This window comes from Halobacillus salinarum (assembly GCF_022919095.1).
Classification (GTDB): domain Bacteria; phylum Bacillota; class Bacilli; order Bacillales; family Halobacillaceae; genus Halobacillus_B; species Halobacillus_B salinarum.
Genome location: NZ_CP095073.1, coordinates 316691 through 335938 on the forward strand (window position 1 = coordinate 316691; position 19248 = coordinate 335938).

The following is a 19248-nucleotide window of genomic DNA, read 5'->3' on the forward strand; positions in this document are numbered from 1 at the left end:
TTTTATCTATTCATCCTACTTAGTTATACAAATCAATAATCTCCTCTGCCCGCTCTGTTACTTTCTCTATTAAATTCAGTGGGGAGAGGATTTTTACCTGGCTTCCAAACCCGACGATGAAATTGACCGCTTCTTCTTCCGTTTGAAAGGTTAATTCTTGTTCGACCCAGCCCTTATCTGTAACTTTTCCTTCATGGACCGTCTGTACAAAACGCCCAGTAAACTTCATCCGCTGATGGGCAGAAGGAGAAACGTTTACCTGCACCCGAAACTCAGGCAGGTTTTGCACAAATTGTTGTTTGGATCTCTCCCAATGCTCCGCCAGGTTGAAATCACGCGGACGGGTAAAAGATTCCTCCAGTAATTCACATTCTATTATGCGATTGAGCTTATAACTGCGGAATTCATCGTCTGTTTTTAACGCTACTACATACCAGGTGCTTGATTTGGCAACCAGTCCTAGCGGTTTCACTATCGATTCGGTACTTTCGCCATTTACTTTTTTGTATAGCAAGGTTACTTTTTTACTGCTCATCACAGCTTCCTTCATCACTTCCATAGCAGGGAGCATCTGGCTATTGGAATTTTTCCAAGTGCCCATATCGACATATACTCTTTCCCAGAGGTTCACAGCATTTTCCTTGGATTTTTCCGGCAGGGATAAAAGCAGCTTATCTCTGATCTGCTTTGAGGAGATCTCCATATTCAAATCATTGATGATCTTTTCTGCATGAGGCAGAAACAGAGCGAGCATCTCCTTTTCCTTCAACCAGCTCAATCGTTGCTTCCAGTTATCAACTAATCTCCATCCCCCAGCCTGTCCTCTCTCAGCATAAACCGGGATCCCGGCAGCGCTTAAAGCTTCCATATCTCTATGAATGGTCCTCTCTGACACCTCCAGTTCTTCAGCGATTTCCCGAGTAGACAGAAGTTCACCATGCTGCAGGAGAAGCAGAATCTTAATTAATCGTTCAGCCTTCATCAGCTCGACCCCTTATTTTTTAATCATGACATGACTTGTCATATATCTAATTTATTATAAGGTTACTCAATTGGAAAGGGGCAATGAATGATGATGAATTTAACCAATCAAACAGCGATTGTAGCTGGAGCCACTCGAGGAGCCGGCCGGGCGATGGCCATTAAACTTGGCGAAGCAGGGGCGACGGTCTATGTAACCGGACGCACCACAAGAGAAGAACGCTCGCCTATGGGGCGAAAAGAAACCATTGAAGAGACAGCTGAACTCGTCAATAAAGCAGGCGGGAAAGGCATCGCAGTCCAAGTGGATCACACAGACAAAGACCAAGTGAAAAGGTTGATCACCAAAGTATCCGAGGAACAAAACGGGCAATTAGACATCCTTGTAAATGATATATGGGGAGGAGATCCTTTAACGGAATGGGGAAAGGACGTGGCAGATCATGAGTTAGAAAAAGGCTTGCAATTGCTAAAACAAGCCGTTCAAGCGCACATCCTCACTTCCCATTACGCCCTTCCTCTCATGAAACAAAACAACGCCGGTTTAATTGTTGAAATCACGGATGGTGTCGATTATGAATACAGAGGCAATTTTTATTACAGTTTAGCAAAGGTCTCAAACATTCATATGGCCAAAGCAATGTCTGAAGACTTGAAAGCATACAACATTACGTCCATTGCTTTAACTCCCGGCTTCATCCGTTCAGAATACATGCTCGATCTTTTCGGAGTCACTGAGGAAAACTGGCAGGAAGGCGCCAAAGTCGAAAAACATTTCATTGCCTCTGAAACGCCTTTTTATATCGGCGAAGCTCTTAAACAACTGGCTCTCGATAAGGACGTGCAAAGATTTAATGGCAGAACATTGAGCACGTGGGAACTTTCAGAGATTTACGGCTTTAAAGATGCGGATGGAAGACAGCCGCATTGGGGGAACTATTACAAAAATCATGTGGAAAAATAGTTAGATTGGAGCTGTGAATGAGTGATTAACAGCCCTCTGCTGAATTAGCAGGTAAAAAGCACTATCCTTAAGGATAGTGCTAAACATGTCTAAATTTTATATAATCTCAAAGCAGCGCCACGTGAGGATCAAAATTACTTTGGGATCGTTACAATTACTCCATCCGTGTTGTCTCCGGATACTTGATATTCTCCTTGATCAGGAACTTTCAATTGTTGTCCTTCGGAAAAAGGATAATAAGTAATCAAGTATTCCTGGCCATCGTAGGTTACATCAAGATTTTTTTCTGTTTTTAAGTACTCTAGATATTCCTCTAATACCATTCTTTTCTTATGCATCACCGCACTATGAGGAAGCCCAACATATCGGATATGCCATGGTTCGTATTCAATCCCTGTAATCGTGGATTTGTTCTTCGGATATCGCAGGACAAATCCATATTTCCAGGCGTTGTGCTCAATCCATTTACCTTCAGGAGCATTGGTCATTTCACCTTGTTGCGAGCCAACATCTAAGGCAAGCCCTGAATTATGTTCACTATACCCCGCCGGAAGAGCGTAGTCCGGGCCCATTTCCTTATAAAGTTGATTCTGCTCTTCAAATCCCCGATAACCGCTTGTAATCAAAAAATGAGTATAACCTTCTTCTCCAGCTGCCCTGACCATGTCCATAAAACTCTCCCCAATAGATCTGGATAACTGAATATTCCTGTCATAGAATCCAATCCCGTCGAATAAATCTTGATAATCGGTTAAAGTTATGACATCCGATTTTACGCTTGCTTGATGAACAGGATGCTCTTCATTGATTAAAATTAAATTTCCTTTAAAAACTTGGGCTTTTTTAAAATCTTCTTTTCTTAACGTGCCTATACTTTTTAACATCTTTTCTTGTTCCTGAATTTTTACGTCTGAAAAACTATTTCCTATCCTCCCTAAACTAGGTTCTTTACTAATGATATCACTTTTCATAAGAAAGAATGCAAACATTGAAACTACACATATCATTCCAAAAATAGAAACCCACAACTTCATTACTAGTCCTCCTCAACTTTATTCCATTTAAAGAATAAGGAAAACTATTTAAAAAAAGAGTGGGATAAAAATAAAATTTTTCTTAACTATTCTTTTTTGGTACCTCTTCCGTATTTATATCCCCTTTAGGTAAACGTACCTTAAAGACAGTTTGGATGACATCACTTTCCACTGACAGTGTTCCATGATGCTGCTCAACTATATTCTTTGCAATAAAAAGTCCTAAGCCTGTGCTGTTTTCTTGATGGGTTCTTGCATGATCTCCTTTATAAAACACCTCAAAGACATAAGGGAGGTCCTCTTCAGGGATTGGGTCTCCATAGTTAATAATACATACTACAACTTCCTTCCCTTCGTTGAACCCTTTCACATCAATAAAATATCCATCATAGCCATATCGGTTAGCATTCGTCAGTAAGTTTTCAAATACTCTCGCTAATAATTCTCCATCTCCAGAAATATAGAGATCCTGTTCCACGTCTAGGCGAGTAGTCAAATGATTCTTTTCAAACATAGGGAACATTTCCTCGTTTATTTGCAGAAGAAGGTCGCTTACATTGATCACGCCTTTATGAAGTTCCAACATGCCATAATTCATACGTGTAGTTTCAAATAATTTATCAATTAACCTTTCCAGACGCTGTGATTTTGCGTAAGAAATGTTTAAATAATGGTTCATTTGTTCTGGAGTCAGGTTTTTCTCATACAGAATGAGATCCAGATATCCCAGTACTGACGTTAATGGCGTCCGTAAATCATGGGCAAGATTAATAATCAGCTGATCCTTACTGCTCTCGGAAAAGTCTCCTCTTTCTATTGCTTCTTCCAGTTTTTCACCAGCCATATTAATATCTCGAGCAATTTCTTTAAATTCATCATTGGAATCAACATTTATCCGGTGTTTAAAATTCCCTTCGGCGAGTTGTCTGATTCCAGTAGAAATTTCTTTAAAATAAGTAGAATACGGTTTTGTTAAAAAGTAGAAAAATACGATAGCCAGTGGGATAAAAAGGAGCAGGAAAAAATTAATATCCCCTATTCTATACATCCATCTGCGCACATACATAAGGGGGTCTGCATAGCTGACCGTAGCACGGTAGTACCATTGAAGAGCTTTATAAACAGCATAGGTGATCATAGCGGAAAATATCATACTCATGGCAACAAGAAGGATCATTCTTGAACGAAAGCTTCGCATAAGTTTAACCATTAAATGAATACCCCACTCCCCAGACTGTTTTGATCCATTTGGATGTACTTTGACCCTCAGCAAGCTTTTTCCTTAGGGTGCGTATGTGAACCATAACCGTATTGGTTCCCTCAAGATAAGCTTCTCCCCACACTTGTTTAAAAATATTTTCTACACTGAATACCTTATTAGGATAGCTTGCCAGCAAATATAAAATATCAAATTCTTTCGGGGTGAGCTCAATATCATTTTCATAAATCATTACTCTGCGCTGCTCCGGCGAAATCACCAGGGGACCAAACTCTAACTCAGCTTGAACCTCAGATTTTGGCTGATTTAATTTTTTGTACCTTCTCAGATGTGCATTGACTCGTGCTACCAGTTCAATAGGAGTAAATGGTTTCGTCATGTAATCATCAGCTCCTATGACGAGGCCTTGCACTTTATCAAAGTCAGAAGTCTTCGCACTTAAAAAAATGATCGGCATATTAAACTTACTCCGAACATAACGAGTAACCTCATAGCCATCTAATTCAGGCATCATGATATCCAGAATAACTAAATCAATGGTTTGAGTTTCTACGATTTCGACTGCTTCCTTCCCATTATAAGCTTTAAAAACCTGATAGCCTTCCTTGTCTAAATGAATCGTAATAAGATCTGCAATTTCTTTTTCATCATCCACTACAAGAATTTGGCTCTGTTTCATCATCAGTCCCCCTTTGTAAGTCAGTTTCGGCCAAGTTTCATTCCAATAGTACAGGATTATTAAATTTAATCAACCTCGTTGTCTCCCGAGTGCTGTCTGCTAATTTCAACAATTAACAGAGATTTAAAATGGATGATAAACGAATACTAGAGGTAAGGATCTTAATGAAAGGCTTTTAACCAGTAACCCCAGCATCTTCTTGATACTTTCTCCAGAAATAAAAAACACTACCCTTAAGGATAGTGTTCTTATCTCTATTAAAGTTAGCGCCCCCGGCAGGATTCGAACCTGCGGCACACGGTTTAGGAAACCGATGCTCTATCCCCTGAGCTACGGGGGCATAATTAATCACGTGAGTAATATTATACAAAATTCTACACCAATTGAAAAGAGTTTCATCTTCAAAAATACGCTTACAAATGTTACTTCCCACCTGCTTATGTGGTAAAATATAATTTGTCTGTCTGAACGTAGCGAATTTTGTCTGTTTAACTGTAAATAAGGAGGAAATGGGATGGGACAAACACCTTTCATTGCTGTTGAAGGGCCAATCGGGGTAGGGAAGACCTCGTTGTCGAAGAAACTCGCCTCCCAGTTTGATTTTCATTTGCTGAAGGAAATCGTTGAGGAGAATCCATTTTTAGGAAAGTTTTATGAAAACATTGAAGAATGGAGCTTCCAGACGGAGATGTTCTTCTTGTGCAACCGGTACAAGCAGCTGGAGGACATTGACCGTAACTACTTAAAGCTGGGCAAGCCAGTCATTGCTGATTATCACATTTCAAAAAACATGATCTTTGCTCGCCGTACTCTAAGGGAAGAGCAATTTACTAAATACTCGCAGATCTTTGATATCCTCACCCACGACATGCCTCGTCCGAATATGATGGTCTATTTAAATGCGAGCCTCGACACGCTGATGGATCGTATCCGTATGCGGAATCGTGATGCAGAGGTCAATATTCAGCCGTCGTATTTAAAGCAGCTGTCGAAGGATTATGAAGACTTTATGAACCATTTCGAAGCGGCCCACCCGGATATTCCTGTGATCCGTTTAAATGGCGACAGCCTTGATTTCGTGAAATATCAAGATGATTTAGCAAAGATAGTGGATCAAGTGAAGGATCACTTGAATAAAGGAGAAGTTATTAATGAATGCACGTGAACGATACGGAATTCCCCACGATAGTGTCATTACTGTTGCCGGGACGGTCGGTGTTGGCAAGTCCACGATGACCAGTGCTCTCGCACAAGCCCTGAAGTTTCGTACTTCCTTTGAAAAAGTGGATACGAACCCGTACTTAGATAAATTTTATAAAGACTTTGAACGCTGGAGTTTTCATTTACAGATCTATTTTCTTGCCGAGCGTTTTAAAGAGCAGAAGAAGATTTTTGAATATGGAGGAGGCTTTATCCAGGACCGCTCCATTTATGAAGATACCGGCATTTTCGCCCAAATGCATTACGAGAAAGGCACGATGTCAGAGATCGACTATCAGACGTATCGGAATTTGTTTGATGCAATGGTCATGACACCTTATTTTCCTCACCCAGACCTGCTTATTTATTTGGAAGGTTCGTTTGAAGATATTATTAAGCGGATTAAAGAACGAGGCCGGCCGATGGAGCAGCAGACGCCGATCGAATATTGGGAGGAAATGTTCAATCGTTATGAGAACTGGATCGACAATTTTAATTCCTGTCCTGTGCTCCGGTTAAATATCGCCGATTATGACATCTTAAATGATGAAACAAGCATTGAGCCGATTCTTGAAAAAGTCGGCCACTTTATCCAGCAGTCCCGTAAATGGCGCTCAAGCCATCTTTTAACTTAATGATTCTACACTCCAAAGCATAAAGCTTTGGAGTTTTTTTATTCACTTTTTATTCCTGCTATCGGGACAGTATAATGAAACAAAGGAAAGTTTTTTCATGTTGATTTTTACGAGGAGGTTCATGTATGACTGAAAACAATCCGATGGAAAAGCCAAATGAGATTAAACTAGCCCCCTGGCTTAGTGTGGACAATGCATCAATAGCCATGAGCTTCTATAAAGAAGCCTTTATGGTATCAGAACAATATTTGTTAAGAGGGGATGATGGAAGCCCTGTGATTGCCCAATTATCCTTTGGAGGAGCGGAATTTTGGATTCAAGAAGACCCGGTCTCCAGTCCTGATTCAGAAAAGCAAGGATCTGTTCGTATGATCATAACAGTTCAAAATCCAGACTCCATGTTTGAGCGAGCTTTAACTGCTGGGGCCATTGAAATTTCATCCCTTAAAGATGAGCATGGATGGCGTGTAGGGCGCATAGAAGATCCTTTTGGCCATCATTGGGAAATTGGGAGGCAGCTCAGCAGTTAAAAAAACTATAGCTGGTTATTATAACGGGAGAACATAAGAAATTATCTCTTTAATCGGTGCTTTTTTGCCTGCACTCGTAAAATGAAACACGTCACAAAAAGCCAACTGCTTTCCGTTCTGTTCCGTGATGGTTCCATTGACCGCAGCGGTTTTCCCGTGGGTAATAATCGTTTGCAGGTGAAGCTCTGTAATCGTGTTCTGATCCTGTTTTTCCAATTCCAAAGCAAACGGGTCTTTGCCATGAATGCTGTTTTTCCCGGGGATTTCCCAATGGATGTCTTCTGCCAGATAAGCCAGCACAAAGGAGGTGTCCTTTTTCGCCCAGGCTGTTTTTACATCTTTCAACAGTTGTTTTCGAGGGGCATTGCCGCAATCCTCGGTACAGATCACTTTCAGTGTGTCCTCCATCCTTCCACCCTTTCCATTAACGCCTTTAATGACTCTATTATAGAGCATTGCGCCTCTGCTCGCTGCATGAAAAAACCCTGGGTCATTTCCCAGGGCGGCCTTTCTGTTCACGCTCCGTTAACTCTTCCATATGCTCTTTGAATTCTTTCATGTCTTCATCAGGCTGAAGATTCAGCTCCGGGTTCTTGGCTTTCCCGGCTGTAACCCCCATCTGTATGCCTTTATCATCGTTGTAAAAGCCTTCCTTTGCTCCATCCCGATGGGGAGAAGACTCAGCGTGCGTTTGACTTGTCTCTTTTGGCATATCGTCTGCCTCCTTTTTATTAATGTGAGTGATTAGGCTGCGATTATGCACGATATGAAAAAGAAGCAGGCGAGCTTCCTTCTAAGACAAACCCGCACGCAAGAAAAAAACCGTTACACAAGGTAACGGTTTGATGTTCTATAATCTCCAATTTTTATGCGCTAATATTGAAAAATATGGCGGAGGAGGAGGGATTCGAACCCCCGCGGGGCGTAAACCCCCTGGCGGTTTTCAAGACCGCTCCCTTCAGCCGAACTTGGGTACTCCTCCGTGTGACGACAATGAATAATATACCATGCCTGTCTGCGTCCGTCAATAAAAACGACAAAAAATTTTCGGCAAAATTCGAGCGCATTTGGCACAGCAACACTAATTATACCGAGTAACATGTGCTTCGTCAAATGACAAAAGGGACCGCTTATAAAGCGGCCCCTTATCGTATTATTGAATCACTTCTTTGCCGCCCATATAAGGACGCAGCACTTCAGGAATGACGACAGAGCCGTCTTCCTGCTGGTAATTTTCTAAAATCGCTGCCACGGTTCTTCCAATCGCAAGACCAGAGCCGTTTAACGTGTGCACAAATTCCGGCTTGCCTTTTTCTTCCCGGCGGAAGCGGATGGCCGCCCGGCGGGCCTGGAAGTCTTCAAAATTAGAGCAGGAGCTGATTTCACGGTAGGTTTCATAGCTTGGGATCCATACTTCAATATCGTATTTCTTTGCTGCCGTGAAGCCTAAATCACCGGTACACATGCTCATCACCCGGTATGGGAGCTTGAGCAGCTGCAAGACTTTTTCTGCATGTCCAGTGAGCTCCTCAAGAACTTGATAAGAATCTTCCGGCTTTGTCAGCTGAACGAGTTCAACTTTGTTAAACTGGTGCTGACGGATTAAGCCTCTCGTGTCCCGGCCGGCAGATCCAGCCTCAGAGCGGTAGTTCGTACTGAAGGCAACGAACTTCTTCGGAAGCTCATCGGCAGAAATGATTTCATCCCGGTGATAATTCGTCACAGGCACTTCTGCAGTCGGAACGAGAAAATACTCCCAATCCTCGATCTTAAACGCGTCTTCCTCGAATTTTGGCAGCTGTCCGGTTCCGGTCATAGACGTGCGGTTGACCATTTGCGGGGCAGCATTTCCTGATACCCGTGGTCATCACTATGCAGATCCATCATAAAGTTGAGGAGCGCACGTTCCAGCCTGGCTCCGAGTCCTTTATAAAAGCTGAAGCGGCTTCCGGTCACCTTGGATGCCCGTTCGAAGTCGATGATATCAAGGTCAGTGGCAATGTCCCAATGCGGCTTCGCTTCAAAGCCGAAATCCTTCGCTTCTCCCCACGTTCGGGCAACGACGTTATCATCTTCATCCTCGCCGATCGGCACGCTGTCATGGGGGATGTTCGGAATAGATAACAGCATCGTATCCAATCGTTCCTCCACGTCCTTCAGCTCGCTGTCCAGCTCCTTAATCCGGTCGCCGACCTCACGCATTTCTTTAATTTTCTCATCGGCGTTCTTGTTTTCTTTTTTCAGCTGAGGAATCTGTTTGGACACTTCATTCCGCTTCGCCTTCAGTTCCTCTGTCTCCTGAATTAATTCTCTTCGTCTGCTGTCCAGTTCGCCAAAGGCGTCAAGCTCGGACAGGTCTTCCCCTCTGTGCTGCAGTTTTTCTTTAATTTCATCAAAGTGGGTACGTAAATACTTCATGTCTAACATGGAAATTCCTCCTTTTTTGTCCATTAAAAAACTCCCGCCCCCTTTTCATGAAAAGGGACGAGAGCTTGGTAAATGATTCCCGCGATACCACCCAGGTTGAAGGCACGATTGCCTTCCTGCTTTAACTCATAACGGTGAGGGCCGGCTCCTCTTACTAAAGGTTCGGAAGAGCACTCAAGGATGGATTCACAGGGCATTCTTATCAGTTTTCACCAGCCACTGACTCTCTTAAAAGCCGTGCACCTGTTACTACTTCCTATCAGCGTTTTTTAAAAATCGTTTATTTGTTAAATAACAATAGCCTAATTTGCTTTAGGATGCAAGAGATTTTTTAGAATTTTCCACCATTTTTACAAAATGCTTGGTAATGCGGTGGTCATCCGTTAATTCCGGATGAAACGAACAAGCGAGATAATGGCCTTGCTGAGCGGCTACGATATGGCCGTTATACGTAGCAAGTACCTTTGTGTCGTTTCCTACACCTTCGATATAGGGTGCACGGATAAAGACCGCATTATACCCGTCGGCCACTCCTTCAATATCAAGATCTGCTTCAAAGCTTTCTTTCTGGCGACCAAATGCGTTCCTCCGGACACGAATGTCCATCAGTCCTAAATGGACGTCATAAGATCCATCAATTTCAGAAGCGAGAATAATTAAACCGGCGCATGTTCCAAAGATCGGCTTGCCTTGTTTTCCGAATTCCTGAATCGGTTCAAAGAATTCATATTTATCGATCAGCCGGCGGATGGTCGTACTTTCTCCACCAGGGATAATTAAACCATCGACTTCATCAAGCTGTTCCTTACGTTTCACGACAATCGCTTTTGCTCCAGAAGCTTCTACAGAGCGGACATGCTCCCTGAAAGCCCTTGAAGACCTAATACACCGATCGTAGTCATGATGCATGTCTCCTTTTACTTATTGGCTGCGCTCCTGCATGCGCTGCTCTTGAGTAAGGGTGGACATTTCCATCCCTTTCATAGCTGTTCCTAGTCCTTTGGATAATTCGCCAATGAGTTTGTAATCATCGTAATGGGTCGTTGCCTCTACGATTGCACGTGCGAATTTCTCAGGATTATTGGATTTGAAAATACCGGATCCAACAAACACTCCGTCTGCGCCGAGCTGCATCATCAATGAAGCATCCGCTGGAGTGGCGATTCCGCCGGCAGCGAAGTTCACGACTGGCAGGCGTCCTTCTTCACGGATTTCCATAAGAAGATCGAATGGTGCTCCGAGGTCTTTGGCAAATACCATCACTTCATCTTCCGTCATGCCGCGAAGCTGACGAATCTGCGCTTGTACTTTACGCATATGACTTACGGCTTCCACGATGTTGCCTGTACCAGGCTCGCCTTTCGTCCGAAGCATAGAAGCTCCTTCACGAATACGGCGGGCCGCTTCGCCAAGGTCGCGGCAGCCACATACAAACGGTACCGTGTATTCATCTTTCTTAATATGATAAATGTCATCGGCAGGGGTCAGTACTTCACTTTCATCAATATAGTCTACCCCATAGCTTCCAATACACGCGCTTCAGTGATATGGCCAATACGAGCTTTAGCCATGACTGGAATTGAAACAGCATTCATCACGTCTTCAACAATGGTTGGATCAGCCATGCGGGCAACTCCGCCGGCAGCACGAATATCAGCTGGGACACGTTCAAGAGCCATTACGGCTACCGCGCCAGCTTCTTCTGCAATTTTAGCTTGTTCCGCATTGACGACGTCCATAATGACGCCACCTTTTTGCATTTCCGCCATTCCTCTTTTTACACGTTCAGTACCTGTTTGTGACATGGTCAAATTCCTCCCTAGTTCAGCTATATATTTAAAAACGCTAGTTTTGACTAAAAACTTCCTACCCTCTATTGTAACGCATGATTGGGCCAATTCCTACTAAATAAATTGGCTATCACTAGAACCAGCCTTTTACCGTATCTACAGCTCCTGTGAAGACATCACTGAAGAAATCACCAATGCCGCCTAAGGCAAGCATAAACCAGTTGGCTTTTTCTACAGAGGAAGTTGTCACTAAATCTACCGTCGTTTTCTGCGGTTTGCCTGATAATAGATTGGTGTACTTCTCATCGCCTTTATAGACCAGCTCAGCTGTTCCTACTTTATCCCCTTTTTTCACAGGGGCAGTAATTTTACCGTCTTTGGTCAGTTTATCTTTGTCAAAATGGTATTTCACAGAGTATTGCTTTTCCTCTCCGTTTTTCACCATCGTTTTTAAAGCACTTTTCGTTTCGACTTCAACCTGGTCTTCTTTCCCTTTGGTCACCTTAAGCTCAGACTGATCCTTGACTTGGTAGCCAGCCGGATAGAGTTCCTTAGTGCTGAACTGCTGGAAGCCATAGTTAAAGAGCTTCGCCGTTTCCTGGAAACGAGCTTCTTTGCTGTCGGTTTTCATGACAACGGAAATGAGGCGCTGTCCGTCCCTTTCAGCCGTTCCGGTAAAGCAATAACCGGCAAGGTCGGTAAAGCCTGTTTTTAAACCATCCACGCCATCATAGCCGAATTGTTTTAAATAGCCCGGCATGTTGGGAAGCATCCAGTTCCAGTTCTGAATCGTCTGTCCATCAAACTTAGTAGTGGTAACACTTGTCACCTCGAGAGATTCTGGATAATCGTTGATCAGGTGGTAGGCAAGCATGGCAGTAGAACGAGCGGAGAGCAAATTGGTTGCGTCTGCTTCTGTTCCTTTTGGACGATTTTCTCCCAGGTCCTTGTTGGAAAGGCCTGTAGAATTGACAAATTGGTAATCAGGAAGGCCCATTTCCTTGGCCTTTTTATTCATCATATCTACAAAATCTTTTTCTGAACCAGCTACTAACTCAGCAAGTGCGATCGTCGTCGCATTGTCAGAGTTAATCGCCATCGCTTCATATAGTTCACGAACCGTATAATCATGATTTTGTTTTAAACCTACCCCGGAAAAAGAGGGGTTTGCAGAAATACTATAAGGGTAATCACTAATTTGAGTCGTTGTATCCCAGCTGATGGTTCCTTTCTCGATCGCCTCGAGGACAAGGTACTCGGTCATCATCTTGGTCATGCTTGCTGGGGGCAAGGTTAGATCCGGTTCTTTCGAAAACAATACTTTGCCGGTATTTGCATCTACTAGAATTGCAGACTTCGCTCCTAAGTCAAAAGAAGCGGCATATGTAGAGCCCGGACTAGAAAAAACGACCATTACACTAAAAACAAAAGCCGCCATTACAGCTATTGCAGCTTGAAAACGCTGTTTCAAATTTTCTCAACCTCCACGGATAATATTATACACTCTTGCTATTCTACCACAGCCATAGGCAAAAAAATAGACAGGGAAAAGTCCCTGTCTATAAGGATAAACCGGGTCAAACGGAGTAGTTTGGTGCTTCTTTTGTAATTTGAACGTCATGAGGATGGCTTTCTCTTAACCCCGCGCCCGTGATTCTTGTGAATTTGGAATCATTTCGAAGTGCCTCAATGGTCGTAGTCCCACAATAGCCCATGCCTGAGCGCAGACCGCCAAGCAGCTGGTGAATGGAATCGGAAAGCGGTCCCTTGTAAGGCATCCTTCCTTCAATTCCTTCAGGCACAAGCTTTTTGGATTCTTGTTCGTTTTGGAAATAACGGTCTTTGGATCCTGCTTCCATGGCGCCGACAGAACCCATGCCGCGATAGACTTTGAAGCGGCGTCCTTGGAAAATTTCTGTTTCTCCAGGACTTTCCGTAACCCCCGCTAAAAGACTACCGAGCATAACCGCATGTCCCCCGGCAGCGATCGCTTTAACGATATCTCCCGAATACTTGATTCCTCCATCAGCAACGACAGGAATGTTGTCTTTTTCCGCTTCCATCGCACAGTCATTCACAGCCGTTATTTGCGGCACTCCGACACCAGCGACGACACGTGTCGTACAAATCGATCCAGGTCCTATCCCGACCTTAATGACATCGGCTCCTGCTTCGATAAGCTCGCGGGTAGCTTCCGGTGTTGCCACATTTCCTGCGATAATATTGATATCAGGGTATTTCGCCCGGATGCGTTTTACCTGCTCAATGACCCCTTGGGAATGGCCGTGAGCCGTATCGACAACTAACGCATCGACATGCGCTTCGACCAGTTTATCAATTCTTGTCATCGCATCTGCTGTAACGCCGACAGCTGCAGCCACTAACAGGCGTCCTTGTTCGTCTTTGGCGGCGTTTGGAAATTCAATGACTTTTTCGATATCCTTGATCGTAATTAAGCCTTTTAACACGCCCTGGTTGTCCACTAAAGGCAGTTTTTCAATTTTGTACCGCTGCAGGATCTTTTCCGCTTCATCAAGGGTGGTGCCTACTGGAGCCGTTACAAGATCTTCACTCGTCATGACTTCAGAAATCGCCATCGAGTAATCTTCGATAAAACGCAGATCGCGGTTGGTAAGGATTCCGACCAGCTTCTGCTCCTCAACATTATTGACAATCGGCACACCTGAAATCCGGAATTTTCCCATTAAATGCTCGGCATCAAACACTTGATGCTCCGGAGTAAGGAAAAATGGATTGGTGATGACACCGCTCTCTGATCGTTTCACCCGGTCGACGTGTTCCGCCTGGTCTTCAATCGACATGTTCTTATGAATGACTCCAAGTCCGCCTTGCCTTGCCATTCCAACAGCCATTTCCGCTTCTGTGACCGTGTCCATTCCTGCACTGATAATCGGCATGTTCAATTTTAACGTCGGTGACAATTCCGTCGCTAAAGAAACATCACGTGGCAGCACATCAGACTTTGCCGGTAGTAGAAGGACATCATCAAACGTCAATCCCTCTTTAGTAAATTTGTCCTCACGCATGCTTAATCTCTCCTTTATTTAAAATACTTTAGGTAAAAGTGGGTAGAATAAATGGGAACGAATCCATAACACATTCTTATTGTTAATTACAATACGACAATGATTGTGCTTTTTCAAGCATAAAAAAATGGCAGAAATCCCCTAATGATAAGGAAAGGAGCTGAATTTTGGTGAGAGATAACCAAACCATTCTTGCTTATTTACAAGTGACTGCCCACACGCGTCCTTTCCTTGCTTCTTGTTATGAACGAATTGAAAATCGCAGAGCCTCCCAGCACGCCTACAACAACGCGGAACGGTTTATTTATGGATTGAATCTTGGCGATGAGTATTTACAGTCCAGCCTCCATACGCCTTTAAGCGTCCAGCCGCTGCTTTTATATTACAGCTTAACTCATTATTTAAAAAGTTTGCTTCTCACGGTCGATCCCGGTTATCCAGCCACAGCGAAAGTGCTGGCGCACGGCCTTTCCACGAGAAAAAGAAAGCGGCAGCACTATCGATTTTTGGAAGATGATATCCGGATTCAGCCGAACGGGCTGTTTCCTTATGCTGCCCGTCACCTCTTTGCTTTTGAGACAACCGAGGAGAAGGTATCGATGGATGAACTGCTGCGTCCGCTTCCCTTTATGAGCTGGATTTATGAATATAAAAATCTGCAGACTGACTCCACCGGCGAACCATGGCCGGAGCTGCTTGCCCATTTTGCAATTCTTTACAATTTAAGCATGCTTGTCCGCTATGAAGGAGAATGGTGGGGAGAGATGGAACAGCTGAGAGACCGGGATGACTATGTATTCATTACGCAATTTCTTAAAGAATCTTCTAATCGGATTCCTCTGCTGATTGCCGAATGGTTAAAAGGCCAGTTTCACCAATCAGGCTTGGAAAACTGACCTTTTCATCAATCTACGATTTCTTCAATATGCAAATCTATCCGTTCTTTTAACAGGATAATTTCTTCATCGTCCGCCGTCCGAACCATCGGCCGGGTCGGATGAGCCGATTCGACAAACAGCACTTCCGCCCGCTGGCCGTTGGAAAGCACCACTTGACTGCCTGTTGAAAGATTCGCCATTTCTTTTACTAACAGCTGAATCATCGTGTGGTCATACCGGCCGAATTGCTCCTGCAGCAATTCCTCAAGAACTTTAAAAGGAGACTGCTTCTGGCGGTAGATCCGCTCGGAAGTCATCGCGTGGTAGATATCGCTGAGAGCGATCAACTGGCCAAAGGAATGCAGTTTCTCTTTTTGCAGACCCAATGGATAGCCGCTGCCATCGAGTCGTTCATGGTGCTGAAGAATCGCTAATTTTACATTCGTACTTAAAGAAGGAATGGACTCTACAAGCCGGTATGAGTAGGCTGCATGTTTCTTTATTTCTTCAAATTCTGCCTCTGTTAAGGAATCTTCTTTTAGCAGCAGAGACTTATCAATTTTTGCCATGCCGCAGTCGCTCAATAATCCGGCTAAGCCGATTTGAATCCATTCTCCGTAGTTATATCCCATTTTGGAAGCCAGGTACGCGGATATCGCGCCCATGGCAACGCTGTGATGGTAGGGATATTCCTTCGCTGAAGATGAATGATGCAGGGAAAAAATTTCCCGGTCAAGATCCACCGCCTGCTCCAGTAAAGGCACCATAACGGTACGGACTGCGTTAATATCGATCGGTGCGCCTGACTGCCAGTTCCGGAACCATTTCTTATACTGTTCGACAGCTTCCAAATACTGGTCCTGGAAGGACGCTGAGTCTACCGTTTCCTCTGGTTCTACGACCTTCTCTTCAGGGATTTCTGGATTCTTCTCTGGAGTAAAGGCCGACCCGTTCGTCAGCTTGTTCGCTACTTCTACGGAAGAAACGTTGAATTTATGTAATACGTGAATATGAGTGGAATGAATCACTGTATTCTTTGGAATGATCGGCCGTTTTGTCTTGCCCATCACTTCTTTCGTAAGAATACAGCCAGGGACTAATTGAGAAGGATGGATCCGCATCATTCCCTGCCTCCTTACTTTATTATCTCTTGTGAAAAGCCTTGGCAGCATAAAAAAAGCCGCCTGTCTGTTCTTATATCGACAGGCGGTTTGAGAACATTTAGTGTTCTATCATTCTTCTTCTGAACCCTCATGATCTTCCTCTAAGGTTTCGCTTTCTGCCTCAGAGATTTCCGTTGGTCCTTCTTCTATTTCTTCTTCTATTTCGTCTACTTTCTCTGCTTCAATTCTCGCTACAGTCGCCACTTCTTCTCCTTCACCAAGACGGATGAGGCGGACGCCCTGCGTATTTCTGCCGGTTTCAGAAATACTGTCCACAGCCATGCGGATTAATACACCGCTCGCTGTAATAATCATAAGGTCTTCATCCCCGGTGACGGCTTTGGTTGCCACGACTTGTCCATTTCGCTCCGTTAAGTTACAGGTAATGATTCCTTTCCCGCCGCGGTTGGTAATTCGATATTCGCTGGCAGGAGTCCGTTTTCCAAATCCTTTTCCTGTAACGGTCAGCACTTGCAGACTGTCATCGATCAGTTCCATAGAGACGACCTTATCATCCCCGCGTAAGGAAATGCCTTTTACGCCGGCTGCTGTACGGCCCATTGCTCGAATCTGATCTTCATTAAAGCGGATCAAATAACCGTTCTGCGTACCGATCATGACGTCTTTCGCTCCGTCAGTTAAGCGGACAGAGATCAATTCATCATCCTCGCGCAGGCCTAAGGCAATCAGGCCGCCGCGGCGGATATTGGCAAATTGAGAAAGAGTCGTCCGTTTCGTAATCCCGTTTCTAGTTGTAAAGATCAAGTACCAGTCATCGACGAATTCTTCGACCGTAATGACGGCATTAATCCATTCGTCCTGTTCAATATTCAGCATATTAATGATCGGAATTCCTTTGGCCGTCCGGCTGAATTCAGGGACTTCATACCCTTTCGCCTTATATACTTTTCCTTTATTGGAGAAGAAAAGCAGCGTGTTATGCGTCGATGTAGAAAGCAGGTGCTCCACAAAATCTTCCTCGTGGGTGCCCATGCCCTGGACTCCCCGGCCGCCGCGGCGCTGCGAACGGTACGTGCTCGCCGGCAGACGCTTCACGTAGCCCTGGTGGGTAAGGGTCACGATCACGGTCTCTTCCGGGATTAAATCTTCATCTTCAATGAAGTCGGTTCCGCCAAGAACGATTTCTGTACGACGCTCATCGTTGTAGCGTTCTTTAATATCAAGCAGCTCTTCGCGGATGATTTCAAGCACTTTCTCCTCATCAGCAAGGATCGCTTTCAATTCATCAATCAGCTTGACTAAATCCTGGTACTCGCTTTCGATCTTTTCTCTTTCCAGACCGGTTAAGCGCTGAAGCCTCATATCAAGAATCGCCTGAGCTTGTTTTTCTGAAAGTCCGAACCGCTCCATCAGACCGTTTCTTGCAATATCGGTCGTTTGGGATTCGCGGATCAGCGTGATCACTTCGTCCAAATGATCGAGTGCAATCCGCAAGCCTTCCAAAATGTGAGCCCGTGCTTCTGCTTTGCGAAGCTCGTAGGCAGTTCTGCGGCGAATGATTTCTTTTTGGTGTTCAAGATAAAATTCAAGGCACTGTTTAAGATTAAGGACTTTAGGGTGCCCATTAACAAGCGCCAGCATATTGATGCCGAACGTCGTCTGCAGGGCCGTCATTTTGTAGAGATTGTTTAACAATACATTCGGGTTCGCATCTCTTCTTAATTCGATCACGACCCGCATGCCGTTACGGTCGGATTCATCTCGTAAATCCGTAATCCCATCAATCCGCTTGTCTCTGGCAAGCTCGGCGATTTTTTCTACAAGCCGGGCTTTGTTAACCTGGTAAGGAAGCTCGGTTACGATAATCCGGGACTTACTATTCTCCGATTCTTCAATTTCCACATTCGCGCGGACCGTAATCGATCCTTTCCCCGTTTCATAAGCTTTGCGAATGCCGCTCAGGCCGAGAATTTTTCCGGCTGTTGGAAAGTCAGGACCGAAAATATAAGATTCCATAAGCTCCTGAATCGTAATATCAGGATCTTTACTGAGCGCAAGCACCCCATCGATCACTTCCCCAAGCTGGTGGGGCGGAATATTGGTCGCCATACCAACAGCGATCCCGGAGCCTCCATTAACGAGAAGGTTCGGAAACTTCGCTGGCAGCACTTTCGGCTCTCTTTCCGTACCATCGTAGTTATCATCATAATCAATGGTGTCTTTATTGATGTCTTTCAATATTTCCATGGAAATCTTAGACATTCTCGCCTCTGTATAACGCATGGCTGCTGCAGCATCCCCGTCGACAGAACCGAAGTTGCCATGGCCGTCTACCAGCATGTACCGGTAGTTGAAGTCCTGAGCCATCCGCACCATTGTATCGTATACGGCAGAGTCCCCGTGCGGGTGGTACTTACCAATTACTTCTCCAACGATACGGGCCGATTTTTTGTATGCTTTATCGGCATGCATGCCCAGGTCATGCATCGCATAGAGAATTCTGCGGTGCACGGGCTTCAATCCGTCTCGAACGTCTGGAAGAGCTCGAGCCACAATGACGCTCATGGCATAGTCAAGAAAAGATGTCCGCATTTCCTGGCTGATATTCACTTCCTGGACACGTGGGCGTTCGGGTTGATCCACCATTCCTTTTACCTCCTAGTTACTTAAATGGAAAAGGAAAGACTCTATCACAGCGCTTTCCATCCCATTGTTGCCTGTTCTTTTATAGTTACTGCAT

At 44.4% G+C, this 19248-nt stretch carries 15 protein-coding genes, 2 tRNA genes, 3 pseudogenes and 1 other annotated feature; of the genes and pseudogenes, 5 read left to right on the forward strand and 15 right to left on the reverse strand.

Annotation, left to right across the window (positions count from 1 at the left end):
- Positions 1 to 19: 19 nt before the first annotated feature.
- Positions 20 to 982 carry a helix-turn-helix transcriptional regulator gene (locus MUN89_RS01805; protein WP_244710910.1) on the reverse strand — a complete coding sequence of 321 codons (963 nt, stop codon included), beginning with the start codon at positions 980 to 982 and terminating at the stop codon, positions 20 to 22.
- A 90-nt stretch (positions 983 to 1072) separates the two neighbouring features.
- Between MUN89_RS01805 and MUN89_RS01810 the strand changes: the two genes are divergently transcribed.
- Positions 1073 to 1945: an SDR family oxidoreductase gene (locus MUN89_RS01810; protein WP_244713522.1), complete on the forward strand. Its 873-nt coding sequence runs from the start codon at positions 1073 to 1075 to the stop codon at positions 1943 to 1945.
- Between the two features lie 134 nt (positions 1946 to 2079).
- Here the strand turns inward: MUN89_RS01810 and MUN89_RS01815 are convergent, their stop codons facing one another.
- The 4 genes from MUN89_RS01815 to MUN89_RS01830 all read right to left on the reverse strand — a co-directional run bounded on the left by MUN89_RS01815 (position 2080) and on the right by MUN89_RS01830 (position 5217).
- Complete coding sequence (locus MUN89_RS01815; protein ID WP_244710912.1) at positions 2080 to 2979, reverse strand: M15 family metallopeptidase; 900 nt, start codon at positions 2977 to 2979, stop codon at positions 2080 to 2082.
- Between the two features lie 82 nt (positions 2980 to 3061).
- Positions 3062 to 4189: a sensor histidine kinase gene (locus MUN89_RS01820; RefSeq protein WP_244710914.1), complete on the reverse strand. Its 1128-nt coding sequence runs from the start codon at positions 4187 to 4189 to the stop codon at positions 3062 to 3064.
- The gene (locus MUN89_RS01825) at positions 4182 to 4877 is read right to left on the reverse strand and encodes a response regulator transcription factor (RefSeq protein ID WP_244713524.1); all 696 of its coding nucleotides are present in this window, start codon (positions 4875 to 4877) and stop codon (positions 4182 to 4184) included. The genes MUN89_RS01820 and MUN89_RS01825 overlap by 8 nt, the downstream gene beginning before the upstream one ends.
- A 267-nt stretch (positions 4878 to 5144) precedes the next feature.
- Positions 5145 to 5217 (reverse strand) — tRNA-Arg (locus tag MUN89_RS01830).
- Positions 5218 to 5391: 174 nt separating this feature from the next.
- On the opposite strand from MUN89_RS01830, the gene MUN89_RS01835 reads away from it, so the two are divergent.
- The 3 genes from MUN89_RS01835 (at position 5392) to MUN89_RS01845 (ending at position 7242) form a co-directional block, all read left to right on the forward strand.
- Positions 5392 to 6042, forward strand: coding sequence for a deoxynucleoside kinase (locus tag MUN89_RS01835; RefSeq protein ID WP_244710916.1), 651 nt, complete (start codon positions 5392 to 5394; stop codon positions 6040 to 6042).
- The gene (locus MUN89_RS01840; RefSeq protein WP_244710918.1) at positions 6029 to 6712 is read left to right on the forward strand and encodes a deoxynucleoside kinase; all 684 of its coding nucleotides are present in this window, start codon (positions 6029 to 6031) and stop codon (positions 6710 to 6712) included. The genes MUN89_RS01835 and MUN89_RS01840 overlap by 14 nt, the downstream gene beginning before the upstream one ends.
- Positions 6713 to 6837: 125 nt before the next feature.
- A complete protein-coding gene (locus MUN89_RS01845; protein ID WP_244710919.1) occupies positions 6838 to 7242 on the forward strand; it encodes a VOC family protein in 405 nt (134 codons plus the stop codon).
- Positions 7243 to 7260: 18 nt separating this feature from the next.
- On the opposite strand, the gene MUN89_RS01850 is transcribed toward MUN89_RS01845, so the two are convergent.
- The 8 genes and pseudogenes from MUN89_RS01850 to guaB form a co-directional block, all read right to left on the reverse strand.
- Positions 7261 to 7761, reverse strand: coding sequence for a nuclear transport factor 2 family protein (locus tag MUN89_RS01850; RefSeq protein WP_244710921.1), 501 nt, complete (start codon positions 7759 to 7761; stop codon positions 7261 to 7263).
- Positions 7733 to 7954, reverse strand: coding sequence for a hypothetical protein (locus tag MUN89_RS01855; RefSeq protein ID WP_244710923.1), 222 nt, complete (start codon positions 7952 to 7954; stop codon positions 7733 to 7735). The genes MUN89_RS01850 and MUN89_RS01855 overlap by 29 nt, the downstream gene beginning before the upstream one ends.
- 177 nt (positions 7955 to 8131) lie before the next feature.
- Positions 8132 to 8224, reverse strand: a tRNA-Ser gene (locus MUN89_RS01860).
- 171 nt (positions 8225 to 8395) lie between these two features.
- Positions 8396 to 9669: pseudogene (gene serS, locus MUN89_RS01865) on the reverse strand (serine--tRNA ligase).
- 50 nt (positions 9670 to 9719) lie between these two features.
- Positions 9720 to 9941: a binding site (T-box leader), on the reverse strand.
- Between the two features lie 40 nt (positions 9942 to 9981).
- A pseudogene (pdxT, locus tag MUN89_RS01870) lies at positions 9982 to 10571 on the reverse strand (pyridoxal 5'-phosphate synthase glutaminase subunit PdxT).
- A 19-nt stretch (positions 10572 to 10590) separates the two neighbouring features.
- Positions 10591 to 11474 (reverse strand): annotated as a pseudogene (pdxS, locus tag MUN89_RS01875) (pyridoxal 5'-phosphate synthase lyase subunit PdxS).
- Between the two features lie 118 nt (positions 11475 to 11592).
- Positions 11593 to 12930, reverse strand: coding sequence for a serine hydrolase (locus MUN89_RS01880; protein WP_305852438.1), 1338 nt, complete (start codon positions 12928 to 12930; stop codon positions 11593 to 11595).
- 106 nt (positions 12931 to 13036) lie between these two features.
- Positions 13037 to 14506: an IMP dehydrogenase gene (gene guaB / locus MUN89_RS01885; protein ID WP_244710925.1), complete on the reverse strand. Its 1470-nt coding sequence runs from the start codon at positions 14504 to 14506 to the stop codon at positions 13037 to 13039.
- A gap of 170 nt (positions 14507 to 14676) precedes the next feature.
- On the opposite strand from guaB, the gene MUN89_RS01890 reads away from it, so the two are divergent.
- Positions 14677 to 15402 carry a YaaC family protein gene (locus MUN89_RS01890; RefSeq protein ID WP_244710927.1) on the forward strand — a complete coding sequence of 242 codons (726 nt, stop codon included), beginning with the start codon at positions 14677 to 14679 and terminating at the stop codon, positions 15400 to 15402.
- 8 nt (positions 15403 to 15410) lie between these two features.
- On the opposite strand, the gene MUN89_RS01895 is transcribed toward MUN89_RS01890, so the two are convergent.
- Positions 15411 to 16508, reverse strand: coding sequence for an HD-GYP domain-containing protein (locus MUN89_RS01895; protein WP_244710929.1), 1098 nt, complete (start codon positions 16506 to 16508; stop codon positions 15411 to 15413).
- Between the two features lie 108 nt (positions 16509 to 16616).
- Positions 16617 to 19154, reverse strand: coding sequence for a DNA gyrase subunit A (gyrA, locus tag MUN89_RS01900; protein WP_244710931.1), 2538 nt, complete (start codon positions 19152 to 19154; stop codon positions 16617 to 16619).
- Positions 19155 to 19248: the final 94 nt, after the last annotated feature.